The following is a 5,868-nucleotide window of genomic DNA, read 5'->3' as shown; positions in this document are numbered from 1 at the left end:
TCCCTGCATCGCCGCCATGACCGCCTGCAACGCCGGCCTCGGTGCTGTCCCAGCCGGTCCCGCCGTCGCCGAATAACAAACCGGCAGCGCCACCGTCGGGGTCAGCCATCGTCCCGGGTGCGCCGTCGCCGATCAGAAATGTCCCGGCCGCCGAGTTGATGAAGCCGTCGACCTGCTCACCGACGCTGCTGTTGATCCAACTCTCAATGGCGGCGTGAGTGGGGGCGTAGACGAACTGGTTGAACAGCTCGGCGGAGTCGGGAGTCGCAGCCGCAGTGGCCGCGGCCGCCGCGCTTTCCGCGGCGAACGTCGGATCGAAGCTCGTCGCCAGCGTGCTCACCTCGGTGGCCAGGCCGGGGTCGATGCTGGATAGCGAATTGAGGATTGGCTCGAGGATCAGCTCGAACTCGTCGGCGTGAGCGGCCGGCGCGGTGACCAACGGTGACATGCCGAAGGCGAAGAATGCCCCCGCGGTCGCGACAACTACCTCGATGCTGCGGTGACGCGCCATCTGACCCTTCCTAAGACACACGTTGAGTACGAGTCGGGCGCGCTTCAACCTAACAAATTACTGATAAACAATCTCGATTTTCCTGAGTAAGGCAGGTTAGATCTTCAAATACCCTTTGTCGGCGGGGATTTGAGCCGCCGTTACCAGCGACGAGGCATCGCTGGCCAGCCACACCACGATGTCGGAGATCAGGTCGGGAGCGGCGAGCGACTCGGTCGGGAGCGCGCCGGGGGAGAAGCTGTGGATGTAGTTCGGGTGGTCGGCGAACACCTGGTACATCGAGACGTCATTGCCCATCGGGGTATCGGTGCCATACGGGTGCACGGAGTTGACCCGGATGCCGAACTCGCCAAGCTCCACGGCCAGCGAGTTGGTCAGCCCGACCACGCCGAACTTGCTCGCGCAGTAGTGCCCGCAGCCGGGAACGGCCTTGATCCCCGCCGCCGAACTGATCGTGATGATCGATCCGCCGTTGCCGGCCTCGATCATCGGTGGCACCACCGCCTTGATCGTGTTCCACAGCCCGGTCAGGTTGATGTCGAGGGTGTCCTGCCACTGCTGCGCCGAAATCTCCCATAGCCGACCCCAGTTCAGCACTCCGGCGTTGGCGACCACGATGTCCAGCCGGCCGAACTGCTCGATCGCATCGCCGACCACCCGCTGCTGCCCGGCCGCGTCGCGCACGTCGACTTCCGAGCCGATGATCTTGCGGCCCTCGCCCTCCACCAGGTTCACCGTTTCGGCGAGGTCCTCCGGCTGCGACGGCGGATAGCCGTTGTGCGCGGTGACCGGTCCGCAGGCGTCGATCGCGACGATGTCGGCGCCGGCCCTGGCCAGCCTGATGCAGTGCGAGCGGCCCTGACCGCGGGCGGCGCCCGTCACGTAGGCAACCTTGCCGGCCAGGGGGAGATCGGTAGTCGTCATAGCAGTGAAGCGTAGGAAACGCTCAGCCGCGGCGGGGCCGAGTGAGGGTGAATTGTTCGACGACGCTGATCGCCCCGTACGGGCCGTTGACGGCGTAGTGCGTTGCTTTGATCGATGTGTTGCCACCCGGCGAGCCGGGATCGACGTCGAAAGCCACGAAACCGTAGGGGTTTTCGCGGTCGCGAAACGCCGACCACGGCGCTTCCTCGACCACGTAGATGGGTGCCTTGCGTTTGATCGCCGGGTCGAATTGGCCGACGCCGGTGAGCACCCGGCATTTGGGTTCGGAAAAGAACATGGTGTTCGACGGCGCCGACGTGCCGCCGCCGCCGATGACCAGGTGCACCGTCCCCTTGCTGGTGTCGATCACGTCGCCGCGGGTTTGGACCGGAATCGGGGTTTTGGTTTCGGTGTCTTGCGCTCCCCGGACCGGATGCGAGCGTTCGTAGTGGTGCTCGTGACCGCACACCACCAGGTCGACCTGGTGGCGGTCGAAGAGCGGAAGCCATTCCTGCCGGATGCCAAGGTCGGCGCCGTTGGTGCGATCGGCGGTGGAGATCGCGGTCTGGTGCATGCACACGACCACCCAGTCGACTCGAGAATCGGCTCGCGCGGCGGCAAGCTCGGTTTCTAGCCAACGCTTTTGAGCACCACCCGAGTAGCCGTGTATGTAGAAGTTTCCACCGTCCTGGAAGCAGATGTCGTCATTGTTGAGGCTGATCACTCGGACCGACCCGGCGGTGAACGAATACCACAGGCCGCGCAGTTCGGCGTCGGATTCCGAGTCCGGCACGGCGAAGTAGGTCTGGTAGGCGGCGTAACCGACCGGGCCGTTGCCTAATTCGTTCTCATGATTGCCTGCCGCCGGCATCCACGGACGGTAGCGAGCCGAGCGGGTGTTGTTGTCGAACCAGTCCGACCAGCTGCGGATGCGGTCATGCGCGAGGTTGGCGTAGCACAGGTCGCCGTTGACCAGGTTGAACAGCGGACCGAGTCGTTCGATTGCGGTGGTGGTATCGCCGGACGCCGGGGAGCCGAGATTGTCGCTGCGGTAACTGGTCTCCTTCAGTCGGCCAAGGGTCGGGGTTGCCTGGTCCCCGAAACTGGTGAAGCGAAACGGTTTACGTCCGGACGGTGCGGTTCGCACCGTTCCCAGCTCGGGATTGGTGCCGTCGTGCACCGCGGCGTAGACATAGTCGGTGTCGGGAGCCAGGTTGTCGAGTCGGGCGTGGTTGACCCGAACTTCAGTCTTGGACTTCGCGTCCCGATAGGTGCGGGTCTCGGCCTGCACCACGCGGCCGAATCCGGACGTCGGCGTGCCGACCATCACTCGCGGGTTGTGAACGGGATCGGTGGTGTGCCATGAGACGACGACTTCGGTAGCAGCGTCCTTACCGAATTGCAGATGCAGACCGCCAACCGGTTGGGCCCCGCTTTGATCGGGCCGGGCCCACAGACTGGGCCCCCGATGCGGCGGGCCGAGCAGCGCAACAGTGCCCCCGCCGACGCCCGCACCGGCGATCACCGCCGCGCCCGTCGTCAGGAGCGTCCTGCGACTGATTCCCTCGACCACCCCTCATTCATACCTGCCGCCGAGTGGGGGGTTGAGGCACGCTTTTGCGGCCTACCGCGTGAGGCAAGCCCACACTCGGGGCTGTTGTAGCGGTCCGCAGTACCGCGCGGCGTGCGAAGTATGCACAACACGCCGGCGCCGATGCGGTGAGGGTCGTGCCGGCGTCTTACTGGAAACTGTCCGAAAGGGAAATTTTTAAGCATTTTCTCAGTATTGGTGACGCGATCGGGATTCCGATCTTGATGTACAACAATCTCGCGACTTTTGGTGTCGATATGAGCCCGGAACTCCTTGTGCGGATGTTCGAGGCCATCGACAACGTCATGATGGTCAAAGAGTCCACCGGTGACCTTTCCCGGAATCTGCGCATCGACCAGCTCAGTGGCGCCCGGCTGCCCACCTGCAACGGCAGCAGTCCGCTGGTGCTGGACGCGCTGCGGGCAGGTGCCGCCGGTCGGTGCACGACCGCGCCGCGCCTGCGGCCACAGCCCTGCATCGACCTGTACGATGCGGTGCGCGCGGGCGAATTACCAAGAGCGCAAACTATTTACACGGACCTCAAGCCCCGCTGGTGTCATCGTGGCAGGCGGGCTGTCCACCACGGTTAAGGCCGGCTTGGAGTTAATTGGCGCAGGCGTTGGGGATCCCCGCCGACCACTGCGGCCACTTGACGACGAGCGGCGAGCTGCGCTAAAGAAGCTACTGACACGCGTCTAATAATATGTTGCGACACGATGCGATTCAGCGCACTGCGATCTCGCTCGAGACCGTTCTGTCTGAACGTCGAGAAAAATGTTGATGCGCGCTGAATGTCTTTGGGTATTTTCAGCACAACGCGCGCGTTCGTGATTTACGATTACCGCACCCGTTAGGCCCCCGGGCGAAAGCTCCCCGCACTAAGTTAATTGCATTAACTGATGCGTCGAGCCGACCGGGGGTTTGACGTCATCTCAAGGAGGGCGCAGGGTGTCATTCGTAACTACGCAGCCGGAAGTGTTGTCCGGTGCTGCGAGCAATTTGGCCGGCCTCGGTGATGCGATGGTGGCCCGCAATTCAGCTGCCGCGGCACCGACGACCGGGTTGGCCCCGGCGGCGTCCGACATTGTGTCGGCGATGACGGCGGCCCAGTTCGGCCAGCAGGGCGCGGCGTATCAGCAGATCGCCGCCCAGGCGGCGGAGGTACATGAGCAGTTGGTGGCCGCACTGCGCTCCGGCGCGGGGGCCTATGCATTGACGGAGATTGCGAATGCGGCAGCTGCCGCAGCTGCGGGGTAACGGGGGCGTGGCCGAATGAGCTTCATGATGTTCCCGCCCGAGGTCAACTCGGCCTTGATGTATTCCGGGGCGGGGTCGGGGCCGTTGATGGCGGCGGCGTCGGCCTGGAATGAGTTGGCCGCGGACCTGGAGACCACGGCCAACTCGTATCTAACGGTGATCCAGCAATTGACCGGCGGGCCGTGGTTGGGCCCGTCGTCGGCGCGGATGGCTTCGGCGACGGCGCCCTACATCGCATGGTTGCAGGGCAGCTCGATGCAAGCCGCCCAGACCAGCGCCCAGGCCAGCTTGGCTGCCGCCGCCTATGAGGGCGCGTTCGGGGCGACGGTGCCACCGTCGGTGATCGCGGCCAACCGGGCGCTACTGGCAGCGCTGATCGCCACCAACTTCCTGGGCATAAACACCCCGGCGATCGCGGCCACCGAAGCGCACTACATGGAGATGTGGTTCCAGGACGGCGTGACGATGGACACCTACGCGCTGGCATCGCAGCAGGCGACCGTGTTGCCGGAACAGACACCGGCGCCTACGACCAGCGACGGGGGGACGTCCGCCAACGCGGCTGCGGCCGCCCAGTCGACGGCGAATACGGCCTCCACGTTGAGCACCGATCTGCAGGCGCTGTTCAACGCCTACCTGGGAAACGCCCCCGCCGGGCAAACAGTGTCGAGCAACTGGACCGCCGTGCTTGGCGATCTCGGTGTACCGGCGGCAGCGCAGAACGGGCTGGCAGCCGCGGCAACGACGACGGGTGTGAACTCGGCCGTGGGGTCGCTTCTTCCGGTGCAGGCCGCCTACTACATGACGATGATGGCCAGCATGCCCGCCCGCATGCTGATGAGCATGGCCAACTCGATGAGCGCCAGCCAAGCGTTACAGGCGGGCCAACAGGCGATGCTGGCGCAGGTCTCCACCGTCCTCGACGGCAAGATGAAGCTCTTGATGGCTGGCATCGGCTCCGAGATGCGGGGGTTTGCGTCGTCGATCAGTGCCCAGATGGCCTCAGCGAGTCGGTTGGGTGGGTTGTCGATCCCGAACGCTTGGGCAAGGGGGGCGCCGGAGATGGCGGTTCGCGCAGCCCCGGTCTTGCCCGATACGAGTGTCAGCCCGATGGTGAACCCATCCGCCGGTCTGCCCAACAGTCCATTCACCCAAGCGCTTATGGGTTCGCTCAGCGGGCGCGGTGTGGGCACACAGGCTGCCAAGACAGCTCCCGTGAGAGTTGAAACCCGCACGCCGGCCGGCGGGTGAGAGGCGGGGGGATGCCGTTGCTGTACAACGCATTAACGCTGAAATGACATCGAAGATAAGGAGATAAGGACATGCCGACGCGTTTTATGACTGACCCGCACGAGATGCGGGCGATGGCGGGCCGTTTTGATGTGCACGCCCAAACCGTTGAGGACGAGGCCCGCAAGATGTGGGCGTCGAGCCAAAACATCGCTGGTGCCGGCTGGAGTGGTACCGCTCAGCTGACGTCTTACGACACCATGGGCCAGATGAACCAGGCCTTCCGCAACATCGTCAACATGCTCCACGGTGTGCGCGATGGACTGATCCGCGATGCGGGCAATTACGAAGCCCA

The 5,868-nt window shown here is 64.5% G+C and carries 6 protein-coding genes and 1 pseudogene; 4 read left to right on the top strand and 3 right to left on the bottom strand.

The window, feature by feature from the left end; all coding sequences use genetic code 11:
- The 3 genes from WB785_RS10965 to WB785_RS10955 form a co-directional block, all read right to left on the bottom strand.
- Nucleotides 1-511: PGRS repeat-containing protein (locus tag WB785_RS10965; RefSeq protein ID WP_424079100.1), on the bottom strand; the 511-nt coding region annotated here is incomplete at its 3' end.
- A gap of 96 nt (nucleotides 512-607) precedes the next feature.
- On the bottom strand, nucleotides 608-1,435 hold the full coding sequence (locus tag WB785_RS10960) for a mycofactocin-coupled SDR family oxidoreductase (protein ID WP_424079099.1): 828 nt from the start codon (nucleotides 1,433-1,435) through the stop codon (nucleotides 608-610).
- A gap of 22 nt (nucleotides 1,436-1,457) precedes the next feature.
- Nucleotides 1,458-3,008: a purple acid phosphatase family protein gene (locus WB785_RS10955; protein ID WP_424079098.1), complete on the bottom strand. Its 1,551-nt coding sequence runs from the start codon at nucleotides 3,006-3,008 to the stop codon at nucleotides 1,458-1,460.
- 98 nt (nucleotides 3,009-3,106) lie between these two features.
- Between WB785_RS10955 and WB785_RS10950 the strand changes: the two are divergent.
- The 4 genes and pseudogenes from WB785_RS10950 to WB785_RS10935 all read left to right on the top strand — a co-directional run.
- Nucleotides 3,107-3,725, top strand: a pseudogene (locus WB785_RS10950) (dihydrodipicolinate synthase family protein); the annotation flags it as partial.
- A gap of 249 nt (nucleotides 3,726-3,974) precedes the next feature.
- Entirely contained in the window at nucleotides 3,975-4,283 is a 309-nt protein-coding gene (locus WB785_RS10945) for a PE family protein (RefSeq protein WP_424079096.1), read from the top strand.
- Between the two features lie 15 nt (nucleotides 4,284-4,298).
- Nucleotides 4,299-5,534 (top strand): PPE family protein, encoded by a 1,236-nt coding sequence (locus WB785_RS10940; protein ID WP_424079095.1) that lies wholly within the window; start codon nucleotides 4,299-4,301, stop codon nucleotides 5,532-5,534.
- 71 nt (nucleotides 5,535-5,605) lie between these two features.
- Nucleotides 5,606-5,868, top strand: a 263-nt coding sequence (locus WB785_RS10935) for a WXG100 family type VII secretion target (RefSeq protein ID WP_424079094.1), incomplete at its 3' end; no start/stop codon positions are given.

This window comes from Mycobacterium sp. (assembly GCF_049585075.1).
GTDB lineage: Bacteria > Actinomycetota > Actinomycetes > Mycobacteriales > Mycobacteriaceae > Mycobacterium.
The sequence above is the reverse complement of the archived record's forward strand: the minus strand, read 5'-3'. Positions and strand labels throughout refer to the sequence as shown.

Coding starts and splice junctions, on each gene's coding strand:
- WB785_RS10940 (WP_424079095.1), top strand. CDS start 4,299: ATGAGCTTCATGATGTTCCCGCCCGAGGTCAACTCGGCCTTGATGTAT.
- WB785_RS10960 (WP_424079099.1), bottom strand. CDS start 1,435: ATGACGACTACCGATCTCCCCCTGGCCGGCAAGGTTGCCTACGTGACG.